The organism is Brevundimonas sp. KH_060, from assembly GCF_057838275.1.
Genome location: NZ_CM174463.1, coordinates 3,206,183 through 3,230,158 on the forward strand (window position 1 = coordinate 3,206,183; position 23,976 = coordinate 3,230,158).

The window sequence follows — 23,976 nt, forward strand, 5'->3', positions numbered from 1 at the left end:
ATAAGGCCCTAGCGTGGCGTCATGAACACGCTGGACCAACTCGTCTATTGCAGCCGCTCGCGACTGGCCCCGGACGACGAGGCGGCGGCGATGGTCGACATCGTCCACGTCGCCGCCTTCCTCAACGCCCGCAACGGCGTCACGGGGGCGCTGGCGCTGCAGGACGGGGTGTTCGTTCAGGTTCTCGAAGGCTCGCCCAGCGCGCTCGACATCCTGATGCTGCATCTGCATTTCGACGAGCGGCATGAAGAGATCGAGGTCATGGCGCGCGGACGCATCGAACGCCGCGCCTTCCCTGCCTGGGGCATGACCGCCCCGGCGCAAGCTCAGTGCGGCGTCCTCAGCCGCCTGATCGCGCAGCGCTCCGACGACCTGACCGCCTGGCGCGGCGCGATGGGCGCCCTGCTGGCCGAACCCGCCTGACGAAAAGCGGATTCGCGTTCAAGCAGCGAGCCGCCGCGCGGGGCGCGTCAGCGCCTCCAGGCATTATGCTTGGCGGAAGCCCAGCACGTCCTGCATGTCATAAAGGCCGGGGCGACGGTTGCGCACCCAGGCGGCGGCGGCCACGGCGCCCTTGGCGAACAGGCTGCGGTCCATGGCCGAGTGCGACAGGGTCAGCATCTCGTCTTCCGAACCGAACATGACGGTGTGGTCGCCGATCACCCCGCCAGCCCGCAGGGAGGCGAAGCCGATCTTGCCCGTTTCGCGCGGGCCGGTGATGCCGTCATAGGGGGCGCTGCGCAGTTCCTTCAGGTCGCGGCCACGACCGTTGGCGGCCGCCTCGCCCAGCATCAGGGCGGTGCCCGAAGGGGCGTCGACCTTGCGCCGGTGGTGGGTCTCCAGCACCTCGATGTCCCAGTCGCGCGCATCCAGCCGCAGGGCCGCATGCTCAACCAGGCCGATCAGGATGTTCACGCCCAGCGAGAAGTTGCCGCTCATGACGATGGCGATCTTCTCGGCGGCGGCCTCGATCTCGGCCTCCTGTTCCGGCGTCAGGCCGGTTGAGCCGACCACCAGGGCCGGTCCCCCCGCCGCAGCGCAGGCCTTGGCCAGGGCGACCGAAGCCTCGGGCGTCGAGAAGTCGATGATGACGTCGCACAGTTTCAGGTCGACGGTCTCGCCGCGATCGAAGCGCGCAGCCACCACCACGTCCTCACGGGCGTCCAGAACTTGCGAAACAGCGCGGCCCATACGGCCCCGGGCGCCGGAGATGCCGGCGTGGAAGATGTCGCTCACGCGGTCTCTTTCGGATTATCGGCGTCGCCGCCCAGAATGTCGGCCCAGAAGCGCTTGGCCTTGCCCGCGAAACTGGTGTTGCGAGGGGTCTGGCTTTCGCCCAGCGAGGCCGCCAGTTCCGCCAGAAGCTCCTTCTGGCGCGCGTTCAGGTCGGTCGGCGTCTCGACGAACAGTTCGACCACCAGATCGCCACGGCCGCGCCCGTTCAGATGCGGCATCCCCTTGCCCTTGATGCGGACGGTCTTGCCCGTCTGCGCGCCGGCAGGCACCTCGACCGGAGCCTTGCACTTGCCGTCGCAGGCTTCGGAGATCAGGCAGGGCGCATCGACAGCCCCGCCCAGGGCCGCCACCGTCATCGGCACAGGCACCGTGACCAGCAGGTCCAGGTTGTCGCGCTCGAACAGTTCGTGCGGCAGCACCGACAGGAAGACATAGAGGTCGCCGCGCGGCCCGCCGCGCTGGCCCGCCTCGCCTTCGCCCGACAGGCGGATGCGCGAGCCGTCGTCCACGCCCGCCGGGACCTTGAGGCTGAGCTTGCGGGTCTTGCGGACCTGGCCGTGGCCGCGGCAGGTGGTGCAGGGATCGGCGATCATCTCGCCTGAACCGCCGCAGCGGGGACAGGTGCGCTCGACCTGGAAGAAGCCGTTGGCCTGGCGTACGCGCCCGGCGCCGCCGCAGGTGGAGCAGATGCTCGGCTTGGTGCCCGCCTTGGCGCCGGAGCCGTCGCAGACCTCGCAACTCATCAGGGTCGGGATGGCGATCTCGACCTCGGCGCCCTTGTAGGCCTGCTCCAGCGTGATCTCGAGATCGTAGCGCAGGTCCGAGCCGCGGCGCGGTCCGCTCTGTTGCTGGCGCCCGCCGCCCCGGCCGCCGAACGCATCGCCAAAGGCGTCGCCGAAGACCTGGGAGAAGATGTCGTTGATGTCGTGGAAGCCCTGGCCGCCGCCCTGGCCGAAGGGATTGCCGCCGCCCGCGCCGCCGCCCACGCCCGCGTGGCCGAAACGGTCATAGGCCGCACGCTTCTGCTCGTCCGACAGGACGGTGTAGGCCTCGGAGATTTCCTTGAAGCGGGCCACAGACTCTTCGGAGCCGCCGTTGCGATCCGGATGGTGCTCCATCGCCAGCTTGCGATAGGCGCTCTTGAGCACGACGGCGTCGACCGTCCGCTCGACTCCCAGAATCTCGTAATAGTCACGTTGCGCCATCAGGCGTTCGTCCTCTTACTTTCCCGCCGCGCCAGGGTGCTGTTCGGCCTCTCTTGATCTGGAGGCGTTCCGTTCGCGGATGACCGACGGCCTGCCTGATGACATGGGCGCCCGGTCGAATGATGCAAGTTTCATGAAACGGCCCCGCCTGCCGTCTGGCAAGCGGGGCCGAACATCAGCGAGGCGCCGGTTTAGGCGTCCTTCTTCTCGTCCGTGTCCGAGACTTCCTCGAACTCGGCGTCGACCACGCCGTCGTCGGCGGGCTGGTCTTCAGCGGCGCCGTCAGCCCCGCCCTGCTGGGCGGCGTACATGGCTTCGCCCAGCTTCATCGAAGCCTGCGCCAGGGTGTTGGTCTTCTCGCGGATGGCCTCGGGGTCCGTGCCGTCCTTGGCCGACTTCAGGTCGTCCAGGGCCGACTGGATGGTCGCCTTGGTCGCTTCGTCGATCTTGTCGCCGTGCTCGGCCAGGGCCTTCTCGGTCGAGTGGACCAGGCTGTCGGCGCCGTTCTGGGCCTCGACCAGTTCCTTGCGGGCCTTGTCCGCCGCGGCGTTGGCCTCGGCTTCCTTGACCATGTTCTCGATGTCGGCGTCCGACAGGCCGCCGTTGGCCTGGATGCGGATCGACTGTTCCTTGTTCGTCGCCTTGTCCTTGGCCGTCACGTGGACGATGCCGTTGGCGTCGATGTCGAAAGCGACCTCGATCTGCGGCATGCCGCGCGGCGCGGGCGGAATGCCCATCAGGTCGAACTGACCCAGCACCTTGTTGTCGGCGGCCATCGGGCGCTCGCCCTGGAAGACGCGGATCGTCACGGCCGACTGATTGTCGTCAGCGGTCGAGAAGACCTGGGCCTTCTTGGTCGGGATCGTCGTGTTGCGCTCGATCAGGGGCGTGAACACGCCGCCCAGGGTTTCAATGCCCAGCGTCAGCGGGGTCACGTCCAGCAGCAGCACGTCCTTGACGTCGCCTTGCAGCACGCCGGCCTGAACGGCGGCGCCCAAAGCCACGACCTCGTCCGGGTTCACGCCCTTGTGCGGCTCCTTGCCGAAGAATTTCTTCACGGCTTCCTGAACCATCGGCATGCGGGTCATGCCGCCGACCAGCACCACTTCATCGATGTCCGAGGCCTTCAGGCCCGCGTCCTTCAGCGCCTTGGCGCAGGGCTCGATGGTGCGCTGGACCAGGTCGTCGACCAGGGCTTCCAGCTTGGCGCGCGACAGCTTGATGTTCAGGTGCAGCGGGCCCGAAGCGTTCATGGTGATGAACGGCAGATTGACCTCGTACTGGGTCGTCGAGGACAGCTCCTTCTTGGCCTTTTCGGCCTCTTCCTTCAGGCGCTGCAGGGCCAGCTTGTCGGAGCGCAGGTCGACGCCTTGCTCCTTCTTGAACTCGTCGGCCAGGTAGTCGACCAGACGCATGTCGAAGTCTTCACCGCCCAGGAAGGTGTCGCCGTTGGTCGACTTCACCTCGAACACGCCGTCGCCGATCTCCAGGATGGAGACGTCGAAGGTGCCGCCGCCCAGGTCGTAGACGGCGATCTTCTGACCGTCGTTCTTCTCCAAGCCGTAGGCCAGGGCGGCCGCGGTCGGCTCGTTGATGATGCGCAGGACTTCCAGGCCGGCGATCTTGCCGGCGTCCTTGGTCGCCTGACGCTGGGCGTCGTTGAAATAGGCGGGAACGGTGATGACGGCCTGGGTGACCTTCTCGCCCAGATAGGCCTCGGCGGCCTCCTTCATCTTGCCCAGGGTGTAGGCTGAGACCTGCTGGGGCGAATAGTCCTTGCCGTGGGCCTGAACCCAGGCGTCGCCGGTCGGGCCCTTGACGATCTCGAAGGGCACCATGCCCTTGTCCTTGGCCACCACCGGGTCATCGAAATTGCGGCCGATCAGGCGCTTGATGGCGAAGAAGGTGTTGGCGGGGTTGGTCACCGCCTGGCGGCGCGCGGGTTGGCCGACGAGAATCTCGCCGCCGTCCTGGATCGCGACCACCGACGGGGTGGTGCGGGCGCCTTCGGCGTTCTCGATGACCTTGGGGTTCTTGCCGTCCATGACGGCGACGCACGAGTTGGTCGTGCCGAGGTCGATGCCGATGATCTTGGCCATGGGCTTGTCTTTTCACTCCTTGCGGCGGGCGATGCGGCGGCCTTGGATCAAGCGCCGCGCGTGACCGCCCCCAGATGGGCTTTTGAAATCATGCCGCGCCGGACGACGCCCGGTTCGGCGGTGGATGGGGTCGGCGGGCAAGCCCCTAAGGATTTGGGGGTTATCGCCGGGTTGGCTCGGATATGGGAAAGACCGCAGGGGCTGCAAGGCCTTCCGCCCGGTTCCGGGCCGATTCCGCGCCTTATGGCGGACAAGGCGGCGCGGCGCCGCTAAATTCGGCTGATGATCCCGCAAAACCCCCTGCAACCGTCCAGAAAAGAGATCAGGGAAGCGCCGACCGCCCTGCCCGGCTTTCGCCTGTGGCCCAGTCTGCTGGACGCCGCCGAACAGGCCGAACTGCTGGCCGAGGTGCGGCGGGGGCTGGAGGCGGCGCCCCTCTATCGCCCGACGACGCCCGGCGGGCGGCCGTTCTCGGTGCGAATGAGTAATTTCGGCGCCCTGGGCTGGGTGTCGGACCGCGCAGGCTATCGTTATCAGCCGACCCACCCATCGACCGGCGCCCCCTGGCCCGCCATCCCGCCCCGGCTTCTGAGCCTGTGGGACGCGCTGACCGGCTGGCCGAGCCCGCCAGACGCCTGCCTGGTCAACCTCTATCAGGGAGGCGAAGATGGGCCTGCATCAGGACAGGGACGAGCGCGATCTGACAGCGCCCGTGCTGTCGATCTCCCTGGGCGACACGGCGGTGTTCCGCATAGGCCCGGCCGAAGGCGGCGCGACCCGCAGCGTGCGCCTGGCCTCCGGCGACGTCTGCGCCCTGACCGGACCCGCGCGGCTGGCGCGCCACGGCGTCGACCGGCTGCTGGCGGGCTCGTCGCGGCTGCTGCCGGGCGGGGGACGGGTCAACCTGACCCTACGGGTCGCAGGTTAGGCGGAAAGACTCGACGGCGCGCAAAAAGCCGGGGCACTGTCACGCCTTCCACAGCGCCGACCGGAGACCCGCGATGACCCTGATCACCCGGCCCGAGGGCCTGAGCCCCGACCAGATCGCCCCCAGCCGCCGCAGCCTGGGCGTGGCGACAGCGGGCGGGCTGTTCTTCGCCGCCTACGCCCCCGCCGCCCTCAGCCAGTCGGCCCAGCCGATCGCGACCGATGCGATTGACCTGGTCACGCAGGACGTGACCTATCCCGCGCCCGACGGCTTCGCCCTGCCCGCCTATGTCGCCCGCCCCGCTGGCTCTGGCCCCTTTCCCGTCGTGATCGTGGTGTCTGAGATTTTCGGCGTGCACGAGTACATCCGCGACGTCTGCCGCCGCCTGGCCAAGGCCGGCTATGCAGCCGTGGCGCCCGCCTTCTTCGTCCGCGTCCAGGACCCAGCCCCGCTCAGCGACATGCAGGCCATCATGCGCATCGTCGGCGCCGCCCGTTACGACCAGGTCATGGGCGACATCGGCGCCGGGCTGGACTGGATCGGCGCGCAATCCTGGGCGAAGGCCGACAGGGTCGGGATCACCGGCTTCTGCTGGGGCGGCAAGGTGGTGTGGCAGGCCATGGCCCGCTTCCCGACGCTGGACGCGGGGGTCGCCTGGTACGGCCGCCTGTCCCCCGCCGCCACGGCGACCGACGAACAGAAGGCGGCCGGCCACCCCTGGCCCATCGACCTGGCGAGCGAGCTGAAGGCCCCCGTGCTGGGCCTCTACGGCGGCGCGGACAGCGGCATTCCCAACGATACGGTCAAGGCGATGAACGACGCCCTGGAGGCCGCCGGCCGGACCGACAGCCAGATCATCCTCTACGACGACGCCCCGCACGGCTTCCACGCCGACTATCGCGTCTCCTACCGCGAGGCGGACGCGAAGGACGGCTGGCGGCGGCTGCTCGAACTGTTCAACTCGAGATTAAAGGGCTGACCTCTCCACCCGCTCACCCCCGGTCGACGAGCAGACTATACAGGCAAACAGAAAACGGCCCGGCGCGTCTGCGCCGGGCCGTCGTCGTTTCAGCGCGCAAAAGCCGCTCAGGCCTTGGCGTCGAAATTCCCGCCGGTCGTATTGGGGTCGGCATAGGCGCCGCCCGCCGCCGGGCCCGAACCCTTGGCCGCGACCACCACCATGGCCGCGCGCACGGTGCGGCCGAACAGGGCGTAGCCCGGCTGCAGCGTCTGGATGACAGCGCCGCCCGGCACGGTGTCCGAGGGCTGCTCCATCATCGCCTGATGCAGGTGTGGATCGAAGGCGTCGCCCGGCGCCGGATCGACGCGGGTCAGGCCGTTAGCCTCAAAGGCCGACAGCAGGGATTTCTGCGTCAGCTCCAGCCCCGTGAGCATGGCGGCCGCCGGGCCGTCGGCGTCCGTGGGCGCCGTCGCCAGGCCGCGCTCCAGCGTGTCGGCCACGCCCAGCAGATCCTTGGCGAAGCGCTGGATGGCGTAGGCGCGGGCGTCATTCTGCTGCGTCTCGGCGCGGCGCTTGACGTTCTCGGCCTCGGCCACGGCGCGCAGGGCGCGATCCTTCCACTGATCGCGCTCGGCGATCAGGGCGTCGACCACGGCGGTCTCGTCGCCTTCAGGCGCGAGGTCAGCCTCGTGGATGTTCTGCTCGAGTTGATCCCGCGTCTCGTCGTTGATGTCGTTCACGTCTCTTGTCCGTCCAGAATCCGGCCCAGCACCCGGGCGGTATAGTCCACCAACGGTATGACACGGGCGTAGTTCAACCGCGCGGGCCCGATGACGCCGATGGCGCCCAGCACCCGCTGCCGGCCCGACATATAGGGCGCCGCGATCACGGCGGAACCCGAAAGCGAAAAGAGTCGCGTTTCCGCGCCGATATAGATGCGCACGCCCTGGGCCGCGCCGACGTCGTCCAGCAGGCCGATCAGCTGTTCCTTCTGCTCCAGATCGTCAAACAGGACGCGCACCCGCTCCAGATCCTCCGCCGCGCGGGCGTCCTGCAACAGATTGCCGCGCCCCCGCACGATCAGGTTGCGGTCATGGCCCGCGCCGCCCGCGCCGCCGCTCCAGGCGGCCAGCCCGTCCTCGACCAGGCGCGCGGCGGCGGCGTCCAGGTCGCGCCGGGCGACCTCCATCTCGGCCTTCATCTCATGCCGGGCCTCGGCCAGCGGGCGCCCCTTCAGCCGCGCGCTGAGGAAGTTGGACGCCTCCTGCAGGGTCGAGGGGGTGACGCCGGGCGCCAGGTTCATCAGCCGATTCTCGACCACCCCGTCGTCGGCGACCAGCACCGCCAGCGCCTGCCCGCCGCCCAGAGCCACGAACTCGACATGGCGCACCCCCGCCTCGCGCACCGGGCTGGCGACGATGCCCGCCCCGCCCGCCAGACCCGACAGGAGCGACGACGCCGCATCCAGCGCCTCCTCGACATTGCGGCCGCCGCCCTTGGCGCCCAGCACCGCCAGCCGGGCGTCGATCTCGCGCCGTTCCTCCTGACCGATGTCGCCGACTTCCAAGAGGCCGTCCACGAACAGCCGCAGCCCCGCATGGGTCGGCGCCCGCCCGGCCGAGGAATGCGGCGAGGCCAGCAACCCCGCCTGCGTCAGCGTCTGCATCGTGTTGCGGATCGAGGCGGGCGACAGGTCCAGCCCGGCGCGCGACAGGGTGTGCGACCCCACCGGCTCGCCCGTCTCCAGATAGGTCTCGACCACGCGCCGGAAGATGTCGCGCGCCCGCGCATCCAGCGTCGCCAGGCCCGGCGAAGGGTGCAGCAGGCTCATGGCGCCGCCCTCCGCCCCGTCAGGACGGACCGAAGACACACCGCAAACGGGTCAGGGCGGGACAGGCTCATGGTTTCAGGATAAGCACGCGCCATCCCGCTTCCAAGGAATTCCCATGCGCCCGTCCGAACGCACCCCCGAACAACTCCGCACCGTCACGCTGGAAACCGGCGTCAACCGCTACGCCGAGGGCTCGTGCCTGGTGTCCTTCGGTCATACCAAGGTGCTGGTGACGGCCTCGATCGAAGAGAAGGTGCCGGGCTGGATGCGCAACACCGGCCAGGGCTGGGTCACGGCCGAATACGGCATGCTGCCCCGCGCCACCCACACCCGCGGCCGTCGTGAAGCCGCCGCCGGCAAGCAGTCGGGCCGCACCCAGGAAATCCAGCGCCTGATCGGCCGCAGCTTGCGCGCCGTGGTCGACCTGAAGGCGCTGGGCGAGCGTCAGGTGCTGATCGACTGCGACGTGATCCAGGCCGACGGCGGCACCCGCACCGCCTCCATCACCGGCGCCTGGGTGGCGATGGCCTCGGCCCTCAACTACCTTAAGGACGAAGGCGTTCTGACGACCGACCCCATTCTGGACCAGGTGGCGGCCGTGTCCTGCGGCGTGTTCAAGGATCTGCCGGTGCTGGACCTCGATTATGAGGAAGACTCCACCGCAGAGGCCGACAGCAACTTCGTCCTGACCGGCGCCGGTCAGATCGTCGAGATCCAGGCCACCGGCGAGAAGCGCGGCTTCAGCCGGGCCGAGTTCGACCGCCTGTTCGAACTGGCCGAGATCGGCTGCACCGAACTGTTCGCCCTACAGCGCGCCGCCGTGGAGGCCGCGCGCCGATAAGGCTTTTGCTGGAGCCGGATCGGGACCATCGTCGTTGCTAAGGCGAACCCCGATCCGAAAGCTCGCACATGACCCGACCGTCCCTTCTGGCCTGCCTGATCCTGAGCGGGCTTTTAGTCGCCTGCCAGCCGCGGCCTGAACCGCCAGCCCCCGCGCCGGTCCCGACGCCAGCGCCCTCCCCGGCCCGCGAACCCGAGGCCCGCCTGCCCGAAGGCCCGGACATGGCGCCCCAATCGGTTCCGCTCGACGAACGCCCCTGCGTTGAGGCCCTGGGCGAAGCGGCCTCCGCCCGTCTTGTCCAGCGCTGTATCGCCGTCAGCCCCGCCACACGCCCGCCCTGCCACGCCTCCAACCCCTGCGACCTGATCCAGGGCGAGATCGACCGTTCCTGCGCGATGTGGACCCGCGACGGCGAACCCCCGCCGAAAGAGTGCCAGGGCTGACTCGACACGCCGCGCCTCTCCCTCCCCGTCCCGGGGAGGGTGGTCGGAGCGAAGCGGAGACCGGATGGGGAGGGCTTGGCGATCCTGGCCTCAGCGTTTGAACAGCCTCGTCGCCCCCACCCGACCTCGCCCTGACGGGCTCGGCCACCCTCCCCGGGACGGGGAGGGAGAAGACGCGCTCCAGCAGCGAGCCGCCGCGTCGCAAGCGATAGCGCACAAAAAAAACCCCGGCGGATCGCTCCGCCGGGGTCTTCTTCATTTCAGCCGTGAGGCCGAGGCTTAGTCGCGACGGCGACGGCCGCGGTCGCCGCCGTTACGGTCGCCCTTGGGACGGCCGCCGGTGTCTTCCGACAGCGGGGCTTCACCGCGTTCAGCGCGCTCGGCGTTGATCTTGTCGGTAATGTCCTCGCCGGTTTCCTGATCGACGACCTTCATCGACAGCTTGGTCTTGCCGCGATCGTCGAAGCCCAGGAACTTGACCTTGACCTCTTGGCCTTCCGACAGGACGTCGGCCGGGTTGGCGACGCGCTCCAGAGCGATCTGGGACACGTGGACCAGGCCGTCCTTGGCGCCGAAGAAGTTCACGAAGGCGCCGAAGTCGACGACCTTCACGACCTTGCCGGTGTAGATGGTGCCGACTTCCGGCTCCGAGGCGATCGATTGGATCCAGGCCTTGGCGGCTTCGATCTTCTCTTGCTCGTTGGCGGCGATCTTGATGGTGCCGTCGTCGCCGATGTCGACCTTGGCGCCGGTCTTCTCGACGATCTCGCGGATGACCTTGCCGCCCGAACCGATCACTTCACGGATCTTGTCGACCGCGATCTTGATGGATTCGATTTTGGGCGCGAACTCGCCCAGTTCGGCGCGCGGGGCTTCCATCGCCTTCGACATTTCGTCGAGGATGTGCAGACGACCGGCCGAAGCCTGCGTCAGGGCCTGCTGCATGATCTCCTTGGTGATGCCGGCGACCTTGATGTCCATCTGAAGGCTGGTAATGCCTTCCGAGGTGCCCGCGACCTTGAAGTCCATGTCGCCCAGGTGATCTTCGTCACCCAGGATGTCCGACAGGATGGCGAACTCGCCCGACGGCTCCAGGATCAGACCCATGGCGATGCCCGAGACCGGACGGACCAGCGGCACGCCGGCGTCCATCAGGGCCAGCGACGAACCACAGACCGTGGCCATCGAGGACGAACCGTTCGACTCGGTGATCTCCGACACCAGACGGATGGTGTAGGGGAAGTCCTCGCGGGTCGGCAGCATCGGACGGATGGCGCGCCAGGCCAGCTTGCCGTGACCGATTTCGCGACGGCCCGGCGAGCCCATGCGGCCCGCTTCACCGACCGAATAGGGCGGGAAGTTGTAGTGCAGCAGGAAGGACTCTTTGTAGGTCCCGGTCAGGCTGTCGATGTACTGCTCGTCCTCGCCGGTGCCGAGCGTGGCGACGACCAGGGCTTGCGTTTCGCCGCGCGTGAACAGCGACGAACCGTGGGTGCGCGGCAGGACGCCGACTTCCGAGACGATGGCGCGGACCTTGTCCAGGGCGCGGCCGTCGACGCGGTGGCTGTTCTCGATGATGTCGCGACGCAGGACGTCGGCTTCACATTCCTTGAACGCAGCCGAGAACTTCGACGAGTCGACGCCGTCGGGGTTTTCGTCGGTCTTCACCAGGGCGGCGGCGGCGGTCTTCTTGGCCGCGTCGACGCCCGAGCGACGCTCGTACTTGCCCGGATGAGCGTAGGCAGCCTTGATGTCTTCGCCGACCAGTTTCTTGATCGAGGCGACGACGTCCGAGTGGTCTTCAGCCTGGAAGTCGAACGGCTCCTTGGCGGCGTGCTCGGCCAGTTCGATGATAGCGTCGATCACCGGCTGCATGCCCGCGTGCGCGAACATCAGGGCCTCGAGCATCTTCTCTTCCGAAAGCTCCTTGGCTTCGGATTCGACCATCATGATGGCGTCTTGCGTACCGGCGACGACCAGGTCCAGGGCGCTTTCGCCCAGGGTGTCGATGGCGGGGTTCAGCACCAGCTCGCCGTCGATCAGGCCGACGCGCGCGGCGCCGATGGGGCCCATGAAGGGCACGCCCGAGATGGTCAGGGCGGCCGAGGCGGCGACCATGCCCAGGATGTCGGGATCGTTCTCAAGGTCGTGCTGCAGCACGGTGACGATGACCTGGGTCTCGTTCTTGAAGCCCTTGACGAACAGGGGGCGGATCGGGCGGTCGATCAGGCGGGAGACCAGGGTCTCCTTCTCGGTCGGACGGCCTTCACGCTTGAAGTAGCCGCCCGGGATCTTGCCGGCGGCGAACGTCTTCTCTTGGTAGTTGACGGTCAGCGGGAAGAAATCCAGGCCCGGCTTGGGCTGGCGGCCATAGACGACGGTGGCCAGAACCACGGTCTCGCCGTAGGTCGCCAGCACGGCGCCGTCAGCCTGACGGGCGATGCGGCCGGTTTCCAGCGTCAGCGGGCGTCCGGCCCACTCGATCGTCTTGCGTTTGATGTCGAACATTATTCTTCTTTCGTCTCCCGCGGGCGTATTCCCGTCGGGGGTGTGCGGAGCGGCAGGCCGTTCAGTCCTGCGGTCCCCATTAGCCAGGCCGCATCATCGCGGCCGGACGGGTGATTGAGGACCGGATTTCAGGCCCTCGCGTCGGTTGCGCCGGTAAGACCCGCGGCGCACGGGAAAGCATAGTCTAGGAGCGGAACGAGGCGCGGACGTGTCCGCCCGCGCCTCGTGGAATTATCCGATCCGCAACCGGGCGCGCCTTAGCGACGCAGACCCAGCTTGGCGATCAGCGCCTGATAGCGGGCGCTGTCGGTCTTGTTCAGGTGGTCCAGAAGGCGACGACGCTGCGAAACCTGCTTCAGCAGGCCACGACGCGAGTGGTTGTCCTTCTTGTGGGTCTTGAAGTGCTCGGTCAGGTTGGCGATGCGTTCCGTCAGGATCGCGACCTGCACTTCAGCCGAACCGGTGTCGCCCGTCGAGCGAGCGTTATCGGCGATGACTTCAGCTTTACGTTCAGCCGTAATCGACATCAGAGTTCTCCGTTATGGGAGGTTAAAAACACGATCGGGTTCAAGCCGACCGGCCCTGAGATTGCCGAGCGCGACCAATGTCTTGCCCTCGAAGACCGAAACCAGCCGCGAGCCGGCGGTGAGCCGGGCCTTGAGCGTTTCAATCTGTCGGGGGAGCAGAACGATCGGCCGTCCCTGCCTCAGAGAGAGGGCGTCCTGATCCGTCACGGCCAACTCCGGGATGTCGTCCAGAGCGGTCGAAACGGGCAGCAAGCCCTCAAAGGCGGCGCCCTTATGCGCCAAGTCTTCCAGAAAATCCAGCGTTACGGCGTTCTCGATCGAGAACGGCCCCACGCGCTCGCGCCGCAGGTCCGAGACATGCCCCTCCGCGCCCAGCATGATCGCCAGGTCGCGCGCCAGTGAACGCACATAGACGCCCTTGCCGGTCCGCATGGTGATCTCGACGTGATCGGCGTCGGGCGCGCCCGTCACCGCCGCCTCATGAATGGTCACGCGGCGCGACTGAAGTTCGACCTCCACGCCCGCCCGCGCCAGATCATAGGCGCGCTCGCCGTTGACCCGCACGGCCGAAAAGGCCGGCGGCGTCTGGTCGATTTCGCCGACGAAGGACGGCAGGGCCGCCGTCACCGCCTCGACCGAGGGACGCACGTCCGAACGGGCGATGATCTCGCCCTCGCGGTCGATGCTGTCGGTCGAAATGCCCCAATGGATGGTGAAGCGATAGATCTTCTGCGCCTCCATCATGAAGGGCACGGTCTTGGTCGCCTCACCGAGCGCAATGGGCAGAATGCCCGAGGCCAAGGGGTCCAGCGTCCCCGCATGGCCTGCCTTCTGGGCGTTGAACAGACGGCGGATCTTCGTCACCGCCTCGGTCGAGCCCATCTCATAGGGCTTGTCGAGGCAGACCCAGCCGTTGACGAGGTCGCCCTTCTTGCGTCGCGCCATAACTCAGTCTTCGCCCTGATCGTCAGCCTGTTCGATATCGGCGCGCACGCGCGGATCGGCGAACAGCCGGTCCATGTGGCTGGCCGTATCGAAGCTCTCGTCGTGGCGGAACTTCAGGTCAGGCGTGAACTTCATGTCGATGCGGCGGCCCAACTGACCGCGCAGGAATTTGGCGTGTTCGTTCAGCGCCTTGATGATGGCGCTCTCCTGCCCGGCCGTCTCGGCCGCGTCGACGCCGGCGCCCAGGGGCTCGACGAAGCAGGTGGCGTGGCGCAGGTCCGGGCTCATCCGCACCTCGGTCACGGTGACGGAGACGCCGACCAGGGCCTCATCGTGGATCTCATGCTCGCGCATGACGTCGACCAGGGCGTGGCGGATCAGTTCGCCGGCGCGCAGCTGGCGCTGCGACGGCCCCATCGGGCCGCTGGCGTTGCGGGTGTGTTGCTTGCGGGCCATCTAGGCTCCTCCTGCTCGCGCCGCCGGGGATCGGACGCCGGCTCTTGAACGCGAAGGGGCGGGGTCTAGTCGCCTGCGTCGTTCAAGTCCAGTTCCGCCGCGCGCTGTTCGGCGGTGCGCGCCGCCCGCATCACCGCGCCCGATGTCAGGCTGCGGGCCATCGGCATGGACAGGCCGCCCGCGTTCAGCACCTCGGCCGTCCAGTGATTGCACAGATGTCCGGCCCAGAAGGTCTCGCGGCTGGCGTAGAAGACGGCGTCGTCGCCGTCTCTCTGCGCCGAAACCACAGCCTGGCCTCCGTCATCCAGTCGCAACGACGCCGCCACTCGCGCCCGCAAGGCGGCGAAGCCCTGGGGCGACAGGCGCATCGTCGCCCGCCCCGGCTCGGGAAACAGCGCCGGATCGATCGGGTCGGGGTCCAGCATGACCACGGACGGATTGCCGCCTGGCTTGAAGAAGGCCCGCGCTCCGTCGGGCAGGCGGGCGCTGATCGGTCCCTGCTCGACATAGAAGACGGAGTCGCCCCAGCCGACCCGCACCCAGTCGCCCGACGGCAGGGCGCGCACCGCCCGCGCCAGGGCGTCGTCGCCCGCCGCCAGCGCCGTGCGCGGCACGGCCAGGTCGGTGTGAAAGCCGTTGTCCAGCAGGTGGACGACGACCGTTGCCTCCGACGCTCCGGGGGGGAACAGGGCGGGGTCGCCCGGCCGCTCGGCCGTCCATACCCCGGCCAGCAGACCGATCAGGACAGCGAGGCTCCAGCGGATCAACACCCCTGCGCCGCTCCCCTAGTTGGTCCCGAAAGCGGCGGGAACGTCGCGAGCCGGCGAAGAGCCCTGCATCGTCGCCCACTCGCCGCGATAGTCGTAGTTCAGGGTCACGCAGTGACGGTACTGGCCGTCAGCCCAACGCCCGACCGTCTCGATCGTCAGGGGGTGACCGGCGCGCACCCGCCCGACGACGATGAAGGCTTCCTCGGAACCGGGGCACAGGGCCCGCGACAGGGCGCGGCCGTCGCCGTCGGTCGTGATGCTGTAGACTCCGCCGTCCGCCGCCCCCTGCGGCAGGACGCGCCGCACCTGATCCGGTCCGCCGCGCGCGAACCGGGCCGATCCGCGCGAGGTCGAGGAGAACAGGTTCTTCACCGAGGTGGCGCCGAACCAGCCGCGCTCGACCTCCAGCGTCACCCCGCGCGTCAGGGTCTGGGTGGCGCGGTCGCGTGCGTCGAAGGACAGGAACCGGGTGTCGGCCAGCGCCGGCGTCGCGAGGGTGCCCAGGCTGGCGACGATCAGAAGCATAGACAGACTAGGACGAGGCATGGCGGCCCATTCATTAGCGCCCCCCGACGCGATTGGGCCGAACCCTAAGGCCAAGCGGGCTTCAGATGAAGCCTCCAATGCGGCCCAGGCGCACGACCGGCCCAATCCCATCCACCCGGCCCCATCCGCCCGGTCCCATCCAGTGGAAAGACGGCGGTCGATCCGTCATGATGGCGCCCCCTCCCCCGCTGCATGATCCAAGACCGTGTTCAGAGACCCCTTCGACATCGACAACTACGCCCTGGACCCGGACCACTATCTCGCCGTGCCCTTCGTCCCGACCGAGGAGGATACGGTCGAGGCCATGCTGAGCCTGGCAGGCGTCGGCCCCAATGACCGGCTGTACGATCTCGGTTCAGGCGACGGGCGCATCGTCATCGCCGCCGCTCGTGATCGCGACGCGCGCGGCGTCGGCGTCGACATCGACCCGGTGCGGATCGCCGACGCCATAGAGTGCGCCGGTTGGGCCGGGGTCGAGCATCTGGTCGACTTCATCGAGGAAGACCTCTTCGCCGTCGATATCCGCCCGGCCACCGTGGTCAGCCTCTATCTGCTGCAATCGATCAATGTGGAGCTTCGTCCGCGCCTGCTCAGCCAGCTGAAGCCCGGCGCCCGCATCGTCTCCCACGCCTTCGACATGGGCGACTGGCAGGCTGATGAGCGGGTCAAGGTTATCGACGGCTATATCTACAAATGGACGGTTCCGGCCCCCGTCGCGGGCCGATGGGACTGGACCCGCGCCGATGGAACGCCGTGCCGCCTGGAGTTGGAGCAGACCTATCAGAAGGTCTCCGGCCGCGCCTGGCTTGGCGAGGACGAGGTGAAGCTGACGGCCGAACTGAGCGGCGAACGGCTCGAAGTCGAGCTTCAGGCCGACGACGCCGCCCCGGCCCAGCGCTTCATCCTGACCTTCGCCGACGGTGCGCTGCAGTCCGCCGTCGAGAGCTGAGCCCTTTCCCCGCTCATCCCGGCGGACGCCGGGACCCAGTGAGAGCCGCACACTCACCCTTGCCAAAGCTTGGGGTCCACCGCGCGTTCGTAGCCAAAGAACTGAGTCCCGGCATCCGCCGGGATGAGCGGAAATTGCAGCGCCAAAGACAAAGGGCGCGGCTTCCGTGGAAACCGCGCCCTTCTCTGTTTCAAGCCGTGAGGCTCAAGCATCCTAGTCCAGGGTGCGCTTGATCTCTTCGACGGTGAAGCACTCGATGTAGTCGCCTTCCTTGATGTCCTGGAAGCCGGCGAACTGCATGCCGCATTCCTGACCCGAAGGCACTTCGTTGACCTCGTCCTTGAAGCGCTTGAGCGTGTTGAGCACGCCCAGTTCCAGCACCACCACGTCGTCGCGGATGATGCGGACGCGCGCGCCCTTGCGGACCACGCCCTCGGTGACGCGGCAGCCTGCGACCCGGCCGACCTTGGTGATGTCGAAGGCCTGCAGAACCTTGGCGTTGCCCAGGAAGGTTTCGCGCTGGAGCGGCGCCAGCATGCCCGAGAGCACGCCCTTAATGTCGTCCAGCAGGTCGTAGATGATCGAGTAGTAGCGGATCTCGACGCCTTCACGCTCGGCCAGATCGCGGGCCTGCTTCGACGCACGGACGTTGAAGCCCAGGATCGGCGCGCCGGCCGACTTGGCCAGGTTGACGTCGCTCTCGGTGATGCCGCCGGCGCCCGAATAGACGGTGCGGGCGCGGACTTCGTCGTTGCCCATCTTGTCCAGCGAGCTGACGATGGCTTCCGCCGTGCCCTGCACGTCGGCCTTGATGAGGACCGGCAGTTCCGAGACCTTCTTGGACTGCAGCTTGGACATCATGTCGACCAGCGACAGCGAACCGCCCGAGACCTGGGTCTTCTCGCGCTTCACGCGCTGACGGTATTCTGTCAGTTCGCGGGCGCGGGCCTCGGTTTCCACCACGGCGAAGACGTCGCCCGGCGACGGCGCCTCGTCCAGGCCGAGGATCTCGACCGGAACCGACGGACCGGCTTCAGGCAGTTGCTCGTTGCGCTCGTTCAGCAGGGCGCGAACCTTGCCCCAGGCCGAACCGGCCACGACGATATCGCCGCGCTTCAGCGTGCCGCGCTTGACCAGGACGGTCGCGACCGGGCCGCGGCCCTTGTCCAGCTTGGCTTCGATGACCACGCCCTCGGCCGAACGATCGGCGTTGGCGCGCAGGTCCATGACTTCGGCCTGCAGCAGGATGGCGTCGGTCAGACCGTTGAGGTTGATCTTTTCCTTGGCCGACAGCTCGATGATCTGCGTGTCGCCGCCCAGGCTCTCGGAGATGACTTCATATTGAAGCAGCTCGTTGACGATCTTCTGGGAATTGGCGTCCGGCTTGTCGATCTTGTTGACCGCCACGATAATCGGCGAACCCGCCGCCTTGGCGTGCTGGATGGCCTCGACCGTCTGCGGCATGACGCCGTCGTCGGCCGCCACGACCAGGACGACGATGTCGGTGACGTTGGCGCCGCGCGCCCGCATCGCCGAGAAGGCCGCGTGGCCCGGCGTGTCCAGGAAGGTGATGCGCTGACCGTCGCCCAGGCGGACCTGATAGGCGCCGATGTGCTGGGTGATGCCGCCGGCCTCGCCGCCCGCCACGTCCGTGGTGCGGAGCGCGTCCAGAAGCGAGGTCTTGCCGTGGTCGACGTGACCCATGATGGCCACGACCGGGGCGCGGATCTCGCCCGCATCGGCGTCGTCGGCGTCGGCGATGAAGCCTTCTTCAACGTCGGATTCGGACACGCGCTTGACGGCCATGCCGTATTCCTCGGCCACCAGTTCGGCGGTGTCGGAATCGATCACGTCGTTGATCTTCATCATCAGGCCCTGACGCATCAGGAACTTGATGATGTCGACGCCGCGCACGGCCATCCGGTTGGCCAGTTCGCCGACGGTGATGGTGTCGGGAATGACCACTTCACGCGGACGGTTGGGCGTTTCGGTCGAACCGCCGCGGCGCTTTTCCTTCTCGCGTTCGCGAGCGCGGCGCACCGAGGCCAGCGAGCGCATGCGCTCGACGGCGTCCTCGTCGCCTCCCGCCACCGAATGGATGGTCAGGCGGCCTTCGCGGCGCTTGGGCTCGCCGCGCGTGCGGCTGACGGCCTTGCCGGGCGCATTGTCGGCGAAACGCTTCTCGCGATCGTCCTCGCGGCCGGTCGCCGGGCGGGCGAAGCCGCCGCCGGCGCGGCTGGGACGCGCCACTTCGGGCTGGGCCGGAGGCTGGTTCGGAGCCGGGCGGGCGCCAGGACGCGCCGCGCCGGGCGCGCCGGTGCGGGCGCCGGGCGCCGGACGCGGGTTCAGCGCCGAATAGCGAACAGTCTGGGCCGGACGCGCAGGACGCTCGGCGCCCTCGCGGCCGCCTTCACGCGGCGCCTGTTCACGGGTCTGCGGACGCTCGCCGTCGCCCATGGCCTGTTCGCGCGCCGAACGGCCGCCAAAGGCGGGACGCTCCAGCGGCGCGCGGCCGGTCGGGATCTTGGGCGCGCGCTGGCCGAAGTTGACGGCCGGGCGCTTGGGCGCGGCCGGAGCAGCCGGGGCGGCAGGCTTGGCCGGCTCAGGCTTGGCTTCAACCTTCGGAGCCTCGGCCTTCGGAGCCTCGACCTTGGGCGCTTCCGCCTTGGGCGCGACCGGCTTGGCCGGAGCGGGAGCCGGAGCCGTGGCGCTCAGCTTGGCGGCCTCGACGCGGGCGGCTTCAGCGGCGGCCTTGGCGGCGGCGGCTTCGGCAGCAGCCTTGGCGGCAGCGGCTTCGGCGGCGGCGGCCTGTTGGCGCTCGGCGGCTTCGGCCGCGGCCTTGGCGGCGACAGCGTTGCGCTCGCGCTCGGCGGCCTGTTGCGTGGCCAGGGCGATGGCGCGGCGACGCGCCTCCTGTTCCTCGGGCGACAGGGCGCCGCCGGCCGGTTGACGCGGCGCAGACGAACGCGGCGCGCCGCCTTCGGGGCGCGGACGTGCGACGTCGAAGCCCTGCGGACGTTGATGCCCGCCCTGCGGGCCGGCGCGGCGCTTGGTCTCGACGACGACGGTCTTGGAACGGCCGTGGCTGAAGCTCTGTTTCACCGTGCCGGTCGAGACCGAACCCGCCGCACGCGGCTTCAGGCTCAACGGAGCGCGCGGCCCCGTTTGCGAAGGCGTGTTGGCAGGAGTCTTGCCGTCGTTGGAATTGTTGTTTTCGTCGCTCATCCGGTCGCTTTACTCAGGGCGGAGAATTCCGCCTTCGTCTCTATCTTGTGCACCCATAGCAGAATGCGGCCCCGCCTCCGTCATATCGGAAACAGGCCCGCAACCGCCGAAACCCTAAGGCTCTCCATCCGGGGCGCCGCCCCGGTCGTCCTCTGCGCCGTTTTCGGGCCCCGCCCGGTTCCAGCTCTGGGGACAGAGAGGTCGAAATCCCGCCAACCGCTGAACCTCCTGGGTCCAACGATCAGCCCGCCCGCCTCGCAGCAGGACGGCGTGTATCGCATTTTCCAGCCCAAGGGCCAAACTCAAATCGTCCGCGCTGAAAGCCCCGCAGATTTCGGGGGCGGGCGAGGCGTGTCTGGTGAGGCCCAGAAGCTTGCCGCGCCCATCGGCCGAGCCGTCAGCGGCTTCGATCAGCCAGGCGGCGCGGCCGCTGCGGATCGCCGCAGCGCATTTCTCGAAGCCAGAGATAAGCACGCCTTCGCGCCGGGCAAGCCCCAGCTGGTCCAGACAGCGCCGAACCAACAGGCTTTCGACCAGATCAGGCAGATCGGCGGCGGGCTTCAGCGGCGCCTTGGCCGCCCGCGCGAACAGGTTTTTCTTGATCGCAGCCTCAAGCGAGGCGCGGTCGGCCGCGACCCACAGGCCGCGCCCCGGAAGCTTACGCCCCAGATCGGGCGCCACTGCGCCGTCCGGGCCGCCGACAAAACGGATCAGGCGAGATTCATCGAGGACCTGGCGTGACGCCAGGTCCTGACGATCTCTATCGATCAACGTCTCGGACGACCTCATGGACAGCTGCGGCTCCCATCACATGTCGCGGGACTGATCGTCGAGGTCGTCGGAAACGACCTCTGCATCAGCATCAGCGTCAGCGTCGGCGTCATCCGCCGGGGTTTCTTCCTGGCCTTCGCCGTCGAACTCGACGTCGCCTTCCAGCGTCTCTTCCTCGACGTATTCCGGCTGAGGCAGTTCCGAGGCGTCGATCCAGCCGGCGGCCACGCGCGCCTGCAGGATCAGCATTTCGGCGTCTTCCTGGCTCAGGTTGAAGCTTTCCAGCACGCCCGGAACCTTGACCCGCTCGCCGCCGCGCACTTCATAGCCGCCGCGGATTTCGTCGGTGGCCAGGTCGGCCAGATCCTCGACCGTCTTCACCCCGCCTTCGCCCAGGGCGACGGCGATGGCGGCGGTCACGCCCGGAACTTCCAGCACGCCGTCCTCGACGCCCAGAGCCACGCGCTTGGCGTCCAGCTCGGCCGCCTGACGGTCCAGGTGCTCGCGGGCGCGGGTCTGCAGCTCTTCGGCCGTATCCTCGTCGAAGCCTTCGATCTCGGAGATCTCATAGGGCTCGACGAAGGCCAGATCCTCGACCGTGGCGAAGCCTTCGGTGACCAGCAGCTGGGCGATGGTCTCGTCCACGTCCAGGGCTTCCTGGAACAGGGCGGTGCGCTCGGCGAACTCGCGCTGGCGACGCTCGGAGTCCTGAGACTCGGTGATGATGTCGATCTGCCAGCCGGTCAGCTGCGAGGCCAGGCGGACGTTCTGGCCGCGACGGCCGATGGCCAGCGACAGTTGCTCGTCCGGGACCACCACTTCGACGCGGTCGGCTTCTTCGTCCAGCACCACCTTGGCCACTTCAGCCGGGGCCAGAGCGTTGACGATGAAGGTGGGCTCGTCGTCGTTCCACTGGATGATGTCGATCTTCTCGCCCTGCAGTTCGGCGACGACCGCCTGAACGCGCGAGCCGCGCATGCCGACGCAGGCGCCGACGGGATCGATCGAGCTGTCGTTCGACAGGACGGCCATCTTGGCGCGCGAACCGGCGTCGCGGGCGGCGGCGCGGATCTCGATCACGCCGTCATAGACTTCGGGCACTTCCTGGGCGAACAGCTTGGCCATGAAGCCCGGATGGGCGCGCGACAGCATGACCTGCGGGCCCTTGGCTTCCGGGCGCACGTCATAGATGTAGGTGCGGACGCGGTCGCCGACGTTGAACACTTCGCGCGGGATCGACTGGTCGCGGCGCATGATGCCTTCGCCGCGGCCCAGATCGACGATGGTGTTGCCGTATTCGACGCGCTTGACCGTGCCGTTGACGATCTCGCCAACGCGATCCTTGAACTCTTCGTACTGGTTGGCGCGCTCGGCCTCGCGGACCTTTCCGGTCACGACCTGGCGGGCCATCTGGGTCTGGACGCGGCCGAACTCGAACGGCGGCAGGATCTCGACGTATTCCTTGCCGACCTCGGCCTCGGCGTCGCGCTTCAGCGCGTCGCGCAGACGCACCATGGCGCTGTCGTTGAACTCTTCCAGTTCGTCTTCCGGCTGCCAGTCGTCGGCGACGATGGTGACGTGACGGGTCAGGCTCAGCTCGCCGGTCTTGTGGTCGATCTTGGCGCGGATGTCGTGGTGCGCGCCATAGCGCGACTTGGCGCCCTTCTGGATCGCTTCCTCGATCGCCTCGATGACGATCTCCCGGTCGATGTTCTTCTCGCGCGCGACGGCGTCAGCGATAGAGAGCAGTTCCAGGCGGTTGGCGGAGATTCCGGTCACGGCCATCAGGCGTCGTCCTTAGTGGAGTCGGAGTTGGATTGTTCAGCGTCGGGCTCGCCCTCGGGCAGGCCGTCGTCTTCGGGTTCGCCGCGCGCCGCGCGCAAGGCCGCGCCGCGTTTCAGCAATTCATCGGTCAGCACCAGCTTAGCGTCGGCCAGCCAAGCGAAGGGGATCAGGGCGGTCTCGTCCTCGCCGTCCAGATCGATGGCGATATTCTCGCCCTCGACGCCGGCGACAATGCCCTTGAAGCGCTTGCGGCCCTCGACCATGCGGTCGGTTTCCAGGCGGGCTTCCAGGCCTTCGAACAGGCTGAAATCGATCAGGCGCGTCAGCGGCCGGTCGATGCCGGGCGACGAGACTTCCAGCAGATATTCGCCCGAGATCGGGTCGGCGGCGTCCAGCACCTCGGACACGGCGCGCGACAGGCGGGCGCATTCCTCGACCGAGATGTCGTGATCGAGATTGCGCTCAGCCATGATCTGCAGACGGCGACGCAGGGTGCCGCCCATCAGGCGCACGCGCACGACCGCCAGCCCCAGGCTCTCGGCCACGGGGTCGATCAGCTCAAGCAGAGCACGGTCTTCGGCGGTCTTGGCCCGCAAACGGCTACTCCAAAAACAAAAGCGACGGTCCGTCCGGGCCGCCGCTTGATACGACGCCGTTGGACGTCGGTCTAACGATGTGAGCGGTCATATAGGCCAAAGCAGGGGCCGTGTCAGCCCCCTGCCGACGCCCTCGCCGTTCGCGGCCTGGACAGCCGGCGATAGAGCGCCCCGGCGGCGAACCCCGCCAGGATGATGCAGAGCGGCGCGGCCCAGCCGCCCATGCCCAGCGCATCCTTGCCGTCTTCGACAATCTGCCAGGGCGCGAAAAAGCCCACCGCCTCAAAACCCAGGCCCGTCGCCCCCAGCGACGCCGCCACATAGGCCGAAGCGGCCAGAGCGCCCGCCACGCTCCATGCGGCCACGGACGCCGTCGACAGGAAGCGCTCGGCCAGAATGCAGCCCAGGCTCCCGAACAGCAGGGACGGGACAAGGCCGTAAAACAGCACGAACATCCATACGAACGGCGACAGCATCATCAATGTATCTGGGCCATCCGCCAGACGCCCCGCCAGGCCGTAGAAAATCGCCGACAACACCGGAGCGAGCACGACGCAAAGAAGAAGCTGGGGCCAGCGAGGGTCGGCCGTTTCAGACACTGACCGTCGCTCGTCCATTGTCTCAGTTCCGCACGAACTCGAGGAAGATCGGGTCGGTGTCGCCCAACTTCTTTTCCTCATAGCGGGTGACGACGTGGTCTTCGGGCGGGGCGAACCAGTCGGCGCCCGTTTCAACGCGCGTCAGGCCCGGCGTGCGCGCCAGCCGCTCCAGCGCCCAGTCGGCGTAGTCCAGCCAGTCGGTGACGAAGCGCACGCGGCCCCCCGGCTTGAGCAGGCGGGCGATCTCGACCGCCGTCTCGTCCTGCAGAAAGCGGCGCTTGTTGTGGCGCGCCTTGTGCCAGGGATCTGGGAACAGGATCATCACCCGGTCCAGACTGGCGTCCGGCAGGGCCGCCATCACCGCGCGGGCGTCGTCGGCGTGCAGGCGCACGTTCTCAAGCCCGCCTTCCTCGACGTGACGCAGGGCCGAAGCCACGCCGTTCAAAAAGGGCTCGCAGCCGATCATCACCGCCTCGGGATGACGCGCCGCCTGGGCCGCCAGATGCTCGCCCCCGCCGAAGCCGATCTCCAGCCAGGCGGCTTTCGCCTCCGGCATCAGGGCCAGCGGGTCGATCGGCCCCTTGGCCGGGTCCGGCACGGCGATGCGCGGCATCAGGGTGTCGAACAGGGCCGCCTGCTTCGCCTTGATCGGCCGCGACTTGATGCGTCCGAAGGAGCGCAGCGGGCCATGCGCCTTGGCCCATTCGGGACGGTCGGCGTCGGACGGTTTGGGGTCGATCTCGTCGGTCATGGCG

Annotated in this window: 22 protein-coding genes and 1 pseudogene; 6 read left to right on the forward strand and 17 right to left on the reverse strand. The window is 68.1% G+C overall.

Annotated features, from left to right (window positions below; genetic code table 11):
- The first annotated feature begins 21 nt into the window (after positions 1-21).
- Entirely contained in the window at positions 22-423 is a 402-nt protein-coding gene (locus tag AC3IPP_RS15830; protein WP_489149640.1) for a BLUF domain-containing protein, read from the forward strand.
- A gap of 63 nt (positions 424-486) precedes the next feature.
- On the opposite strand, the gene dapB is transcribed toward AC3IPP_RS15830, so the two are convergent.
- The 3 genes from dapB to dnaK form a co-directional block, all read right to left on the reverse strand.
- Positions 487-1,236, reverse strand: coding sequence for a 4-hydroxy-tetrahydrodipicolinate reductase (gene dapB / locus AC3IPP_RS15835; RefSeq protein WP_489149641.1), 750 nt, complete (start codon positions 1,234-1,236; stop codon positions 487-489).
- A complete protein-coding gene (dnaJ, locus tag AC3IPP_RS15840) occupies positions 1,233-2,441 on the reverse strand; it encodes a molecular chaperone DnaJ (protein ID WP_489149642.1) in 1,209 nt (402 codons plus the stop codon). The genes dapB and dnaJ overlap by 4 nt, the downstream gene beginning before the upstream one ends.
- A 191-nt stretch (positions 2,442-2,632) precedes the next feature.
- A complete protein-coding gene (dnaK, locus tag AC3IPP_RS15845; RefSeq protein WP_489149643.1) occupies positions 2,633-4,540 on the reverse strand; it encodes a molecular chaperone DnaK in 1,908 nt (635 codons plus the stop codon).
- 282 nt (positions 4,541-4,822) lie between these two features.
- Here dnaK and AC3IPP_RS15850 point away from each other — a divergent pair.
- A pseudogene (locus tag AC3IPP_RS15850) lies at positions 4,823-5,468 on the forward strand (alpha-ketoglutarate-dependent dioxygenase AlkB).
- A gap of 73 nt (positions 5,469-5,541) precedes the next feature.
- Positions 5,542-6,447: a dienelactone hydrolase family protein gene (locus AC3IPP_RS15855; RefSeq protein ID WP_489149644.1), complete on the forward strand. Its 906-nt coding sequence runs from the start codon at positions 5,542-5,544 to the stop codon at positions 6,445-6,447.
- A gap of 107 nt (positions 6,448-6,554) precedes the next feature.
- Here AC3IPP_RS15855 and grpE read toward each other — a convergent pair whose 3' ends face one another.
- Both grpE and hrcA read right to left on the reverse strand, forming a co-directional pair.
- On the reverse strand, positions 6,555-7,124 hold the full coding sequence (grpE, locus tag AC3IPP_RS15860; protein WP_489151072.1) for a nucleotide exchange factor GrpE: 570 nt from the start codon (positions 7,122-7,124) through the stop codon (positions 6,555-6,557).
- 41 nt (positions 7,125-7,165) lie between these two features.
- Positions 7,166-8,260, reverse strand: a complete 1,095-nt coding sequence (gene hrcA / locus AC3IPP_RS15865) for a heat-inducible transcriptional repressor HrcA (protein ID WP_087139718.1) — start codon at positions 8,258-8,260, stop codon at positions 7,166-7,168.
- Positions 8,261-8,375: 115 nt separating this feature from the next.
- Here hrcA and rph point away from each other — a divergent pair, with 115 nt between their 5' ends.
- Positions 8,376-9,101, forward strand: coding sequence for a ribonuclease PH (rph, locus tag AC3IPP_RS15870; RefSeq protein ID WP_087139716.1), 726 nt, complete (start codon positions 8,376-8,378; stop codon positions 9,099-9,101).
- Positions 9,102-9,169: 68 nt separating this feature from the next.
- Positions 9,170-9,544 carry a hypothetical protein gene (locus tag AC3IPP_RS15875; RefSeq protein WP_489149645.1) on the forward strand — a complete coding sequence of 125 codons (375 nt, stop codon included), beginning with the start codon at positions 9,170-9,172 and terminating at the stop codon, positions 9,542-9,544.
- Between the two features lie 279 nt (positions 9,545-9,823).
- Here the strand turns inward: AC3IPP_RS15875 and pnp are convergent, their stop codons facing one another.
- The 6 genes from pnp to AC3IPP_RS15905 all read right to left on the reverse strand — a co-directional run bounded on the left by pnp (position 9,824) and on the right by AC3IPP_RS15905 (position 15,296).
- Positions 9,824-12,052 carry a polyribonucleotide nucleotidyltransferase gene (pnp, locus tag AC3IPP_RS15880; protein WP_313575793.1) on the reverse strand — a complete coding sequence of 743 codons (2,229 nt, stop codon included), beginning with the start codon at positions 12,050-12,052 and terminating at the stop codon, positions 9,824-9,826.
- 257 nt (positions 12,053-12,309) lie between these two features.
- On the reverse strand, positions 12,310-12,579 hold the full coding sequence (rpsO, locus tag AC3IPP_RS15885) for a 30S ribosomal protein S15 (protein ID WP_024354282.1): 270 nt from the start codon (positions 12,577-12,579) through the stop codon (positions 12,310-12,312).
- A 12-nt stretch (positions 12,580-12,591) separates the two neighbouring features.
- Positions 12,592-13,524 (reverse strand): tRNA pseudouridine(55) synthase TruB, encoded by a 933-nt coding sequence (gene truB / locus AC3IPP_RS15890; protein ID WP_489149646.1) that lies wholly within the window; start codon positions 13,522-13,524, stop codon positions 12,592-12,594.
- Between the two features lie 3 nt (positions 13,525-13,527).
- Positions 13,528-13,980 (reverse strand): 30S ribosome-binding factor RbfA, encoded by a 453-nt coding sequence (gene rbfA, locus AC3IPP_RS15895; RefSeq protein ID WP_087139708.1) that lies wholly within the window; start codon positions 13,978-13,980, stop codon positions 13,528-13,530.
- A gap of 65 nt (positions 13,981-14,045) precedes the next feature.
- Positions 14,046-14,750, reverse strand: coding sequence for a DUF2459 domain-containing protein (locus AC3IPP_RS15900; RefSeq protein ID WP_489177423.1), 705 nt, complete (start codon positions 14,748-14,750; stop codon positions 14,046-14,048).
- Between the two features lie 15 nt (positions 14,751-14,765).
- Positions 14,766-15,296 carry a hypothetical protein gene (locus AC3IPP_RS15905; RefSeq protein ID WP_489149648.1) on the reverse strand — a complete coding sequence of 177 codons (531 nt, stop codon included), beginning with the start codon at positions 15,294-15,296 and terminating at the stop codon, positions 14,766-14,768.
- A 205-nt stretch (positions 15,297-15,501) separates the two neighbouring features.
- Between AC3IPP_RS15905 and AC3IPP_RS15910 the strand changes: the two genes are divergently transcribed.
- Entirely contained in the window at positions 15,502-16,245 is a 744-nt protein-coding gene (locus tag AC3IPP_RS15910; RefSeq protein WP_489149649.1) for an SAM-dependent methyltransferase, read from the forward strand.
- A 213-nt stretch (positions 16,246-16,458) separates the two neighbouring features.
- On the opposite strand, the gene infB is transcribed toward AC3IPP_RS15910, so the two are convergent.
- The 6 genes from infB to trmB all read right to left on the reverse strand — a co-directional run bounded on the left by infB (position 16,459) and on the right by trmB (position 23,972).
- A complete protein-coding gene (gene infB, locus AC3IPP_RS15915) occupies positions 16,459-19,470 on the reverse strand; it encodes a translation initiation factor IF-2 (RefSeq protein WP_489149650.1) in 3,012 nt (1,003 codons plus the stop codon).
- A gap of 114 nt (positions 19,471-19,584) precedes the next feature.
- Positions 19,585-20,259: an RNA-binding protein gene (locus AC3IPP_RS15920; RefSeq protein ID WP_087139700.1), complete on the reverse strand. Its 675-nt coding sequence runs from the start codon at positions 20,257-20,259 to the stop codon at positions 19,585-19,587.
- Between the two features lie 18 nt (positions 20,260-20,277).
- The gene (nusA, locus tag AC3IPP_RS15925) at positions 20,278-22,026 is read right to left on the reverse strand and encodes a transcription termination factor NusA (protein WP_489149651.1); all 1,749 of its coding nucleotides are present in this window, start codon (positions 22,024-22,026) and stop codon (positions 20,278-20,280) included.
- Entirely contained in the window at positions 22,026-22,622 is a 597-nt protein-coding gene (gene rimP, locus AC3IPP_RS15930; protein ID WP_489149652.1) for a ribosome maturation factor RimP, read from the reverse strand. Before rimP ends, nusA begins: the two co-directional genes overlap by 1 nt.
- Positions 22,623-22,735: 113 nt before the next feature.
- Positions 22,736-23,221, reverse strand: coding sequence for a hypothetical protein (locus AC3IPP_RS15935; RefSeq protein ID WP_489149653.1), 486 nt, complete (start codon positions 23,219-23,221; stop codon positions 22,736-22,738).
- Between the two features lie 22 nt (positions 23,222-23,243).
- Positions 23,244-23,972 carry a tRNA (guanosine(46)-N7)-methyltransferase TrmB gene (trmB, locus tag AC3IPP_RS15940; RefSeq protein ID WP_489149654.1) on the reverse strand — a complete coding sequence of 243 codons (729 nt, stop codon included), beginning with the start codon at positions 23,970-23,972 and terminating at the stop codon, positions 23,244-23,246.
- Positions 23,973-23,976 lie beyond the last annotated feature (4 nt).

Excerpts from the sequence above, each read along its gene's own strand:
- AC3IPP_RS15830 (WP_489149640.1), top strand. The coding sequence starts at position 22 with ATGAACACGCTGGACCAACTCGTCTATTGCAGCCGCTCGCGACTGGCC.
- dnaJ (WP_489149642.1), bottom strand. The coding sequence starts at position 2,441 with ATGGCGCAACGTGACTATTACGAGATTCTGGGAGTCGAGCGGACGGTC.
- dnaK (WP_489149643.1), bottom strand. The coding sequence starts at position 4,540 with ATGGCCAAGATCATCGGCATCGACCTCGGCACGACCAACTCGTGCGTC.
- AC3IPP_RS15855 (WP_489149644.1), top strand. The coding sequence starts at position 5,542 with ATGACCCTGATCACCCGGCCCGAGGGCCTGAGCCCCGACCAGATCGCC.
- hrcA (WP_087139718.1), bottom strand. The coding sequence starts at position 8,260 with ATGAGCCTGCTGCACCCTTCGCCGGGCCTGGCGACGCTGGATGCGCGG.
- rph (WP_087139716.1), top strand. The coding sequence starts at position 8,376 with ATGCGCCCGTCCGAACGCACCCCCGAACAACTCCGCACCGTCACGCTG.
- AC3IPP_RS15875 (WP_489149645.1), top strand. The coding sequence starts at position 9,170 with ATGACCCGACCGTCCCTTCTGGCCTGCCTGATCCTGAGCGGGCTTTTA.
- pnp (WP_313575793.1), bottom strand. The coding sequence starts at position 12,052 with ATGTTCGACATCAAACGCAAGACGATCGAGTGGGCCGGACGCCCGCTG.
- rpsO (WP_024354282.1), bottom strand. The coding sequence starts at position 12,579 with ATGTCGATTACGGCTGAACGTAAAGCTGAAGTCATCGCCGATAACGCT.
- truB (WP_489149646.1), bottom strand. The coding sequence starts at position 13,524 with ATGGCGCGACGCAAGAAGGGCGACCTCGTCAACGGCTGGGTCTGCCTC.
- rbfA (WP_087139708.1), bottom strand. The coding sequence starts at position 13,980 with ATGGCCCGCAAGCAACACACCCGCAACGCCAGCGGCCCGATGGGGCCG.
- AC3IPP_RS15905 (WP_489149648.1), bottom strand. The coding sequence starts at position 15,296 with ATGCCTCGTCCTAGTCTGTCTATGCTTCTGATCGTCGCCAGCCTGGGC.
- infB (WP_489149650.1), bottom strand. The coding sequence starts at position 19,470 with ATGAGCGACGAAAACAACAATTCCAACGACGGCAAGACTCCTGCCAAC.
- AC3IPP_RS15920 (WP_087139700.1), bottom strand. The coding sequence starts at position 20,259 with ATGAGGTCGTCCGAGACGTTGATCGATAGAGATCGTCAGGACCTGGCG.
- nusA (WP_489149651.1), bottom strand. The coding sequence starts at position 22,026 with ATGGCCGTGACCGGAATCTCCGCCAACCGCCTGGAACTGCTCTCTATC.
- trmB (WP_489149654.1), bottom strand. The coding sequence starts at position 23,972 with ATGACCGACGAGATCGACCCCAAACCGTCCGACGCCGACCGTCCCGAA.